The organism is Bradyrhizobium sp. (assembly GCF_049581145.1).
Classification (GTDB): Bacteria; Pseudomonadota; Alphaproteobacteria; order Rhizobiales; family Xanthobacteraceae; genus Bradyrhizobium.
Window position 1 is genome coordinate 1 of the sequence record NZ_JBAURI010000308.1, and the last position, 1,835, is coordinate 1,835.

Genomic DNA, 1,835 nt, shown 5'->3' on the forward strand with positions numbered 1-1,835 from the left:
GGCGTTGGGCTCGCGGAGACCGCAGGCACAGGTGACGGCACGGCCGTGGGCGATTGCGCCTGCGCCACGCTGAAACTGAAGGCTGCGGCCGGGGCCAGCGCGGCCATGGCAAGGCAAAAATGGCGTAAATTCATGGATGGTCTCCAGGCCGTGTTGGATGTCCCGGCCAATCGGCGAAGGGTCGCTATCTAACACGCAAGCCGCGGCTTCGTCCCCTAACAGATCGGTCATCTGCCCTGCGGGCAATGCCGCACTGGCCAATTCGGCCCGTTTGGCCATATAAGACGGACATAAATTGGATATTTTCATGAGCGCGCTGGCCAACCATGCTTTCGCCAAAATGAACGGCATCGGCAATGAGATCGTCGTGGTCGATCTGCGCGACGCGCCCGGCGCGGTGACGGCAGCGGACGCCCGCGCGGTGGCGTCCCAGTTGCCGTACGACCAGCTGATGGTGCTGCAGCCACCCCGGCTCGCAGGCACCGAGGCCTTTGTCCGCATCTACAACAATGACGGTTCGGAAGCCGGCGCCTGCGGCAACGGCATGCGTTGCGTGGTGCAGCGGCTGTTCGAGGCGACCGGCGGCCGCGCCGTCACCTTCGAGACCGCGGCAGGATTGTTGAATTGCTGGCCGGGGCCCTCGCCCGAACTCTACACGGTCGACATGGGCGTGCCGAAATTCGGCTGGCAGGATATCCCGCTTGCCGAAGAGTTCCGCGACACTCGCTATATCGAGCTGCAGATCGGGCCGATCGACGCGCCGGTCTTGCATTCGCCGTCGGTGGTCAGCATGGGCAATCCGCACGCGATCTTCTGGGTCGACGATGTCGAGGCCCACGATCTCGCCCGCTTTGGGCCGCTGTTGGAAAATCATCCGATCTTCCCGGAGCGCGCCAATATCACGCTCGCCCATATCATCGATCGCGATCACATCACGATCCGTACCTGGGAACGCGGCGCGGGGTTGACCAGGGCCTGTGGCTCGGCGGCCTGCGCCACGGCGGTCGCCGCCGCGCGGCTGAAGCGCGCCAACCGCATTGTGCGGATCATGCTGCCCGGCGGCGAGCTCTCGATCGAATGGCGCGAGCGCGACGATCACGTGCTGATGACGGGCCCGGCGAGCTTTGAATACGAGGGCCGGTTCGATCCGGCGCTGTTTGCAAGCGTCGCCTGAGCGATGAGCGTCGATGTCATCAACTTCGGTTGCCGTCTCAACGCCTTCGAATCGGAGGTGATCGCCCGCGAAGCGAAAGCGGCCGGGCTCGCCGACACCATCGTCGTCAATAGCTGCGCCGTCACCAATGAGGCGGTGGCGCAGGCGCGGCAGTCGATCCGGCGGCTGAAGCGCGAGCGTCCCACTGCGCGCATCGTCGTCACCGGCTGTGCGGCGCAGACCCAGGCCGCGATGTTTGCCGAGATGCGCGAGGTCGATCGCGTCCTCGGCAATGACGACAAGATGCGGCCGCAGGCCTGGCTGGATGCGCGCGCCGCGTTCCGATCCGAGATCGACGTCGTCGCCGGGCAAAAGATCGCGGTCAGCGACATCATGGCGGTCAAGGCGATGGCGCCGCATCTGGTCGAGGGCTTTCAGCGCGGCCTGCCGCGCGTCTTCGTGCAGGTGCAGAACGGCTGCGATCACCGCTGCACCTTCTGCATCATTCCGTTCGGCCGCGGCAATTCGCGCTCGGTGCCGATGGGCGCGGCGGTCGCGCAGGTCCGGACACTCGTTGAACGCGGTCATCCCGAGATCGTGCTGACCGGCGTCGACCTGACGAGCTATGGCGCCGACCTGCCGGGTGCGCCGAAACTCGGGCAGTTGACCAAACAGATTTTGC

The 1,835-nt window shown here is 65.6% G+C and carries 3 protein-coding genes; all 3 read left to right on the forward strand.

What is annotated here, in order from left to right; genetic code table 11:
* The coding region (locus WCB02_RS10290) for a hypothetical protein (protein WP_423957977.1) at positions 1-192 on the forward strand (192 nt) is incomplete at its 5' end.
* Positions 193-307: 115 nt separating this feature from the next.
* Positions 308-1,174 carry a diaminopimelate epimerase gene (gene dapF, locus WCB02_RS10295; protein ID WP_423957978.1) on the forward strand — a complete coding sequence of 289 codons (867 nt, stop codon included), beginning with the start codon at positions 308-310 and terminating at the stop codon, positions 1,172-1,174.
* A 3-nt stretch (positions 1,175-1,177) separates the two neighbouring features.
* The coding region (locus tag WCB02_RS10300) for a radical SAM protein (protein ID WP_423957979.1) at positions 1,178-1,835 on the forward strand (658 nt) is incomplete at its 3' end.

Coding starts and splice junctions, on each gene's coding strand:
- dapF (WP_423957978.1), top strand. CDS start 308: ATGAGCGCGCTGGCCAACCATGCTTTCGCCAAAATGAACGGCATCGGC.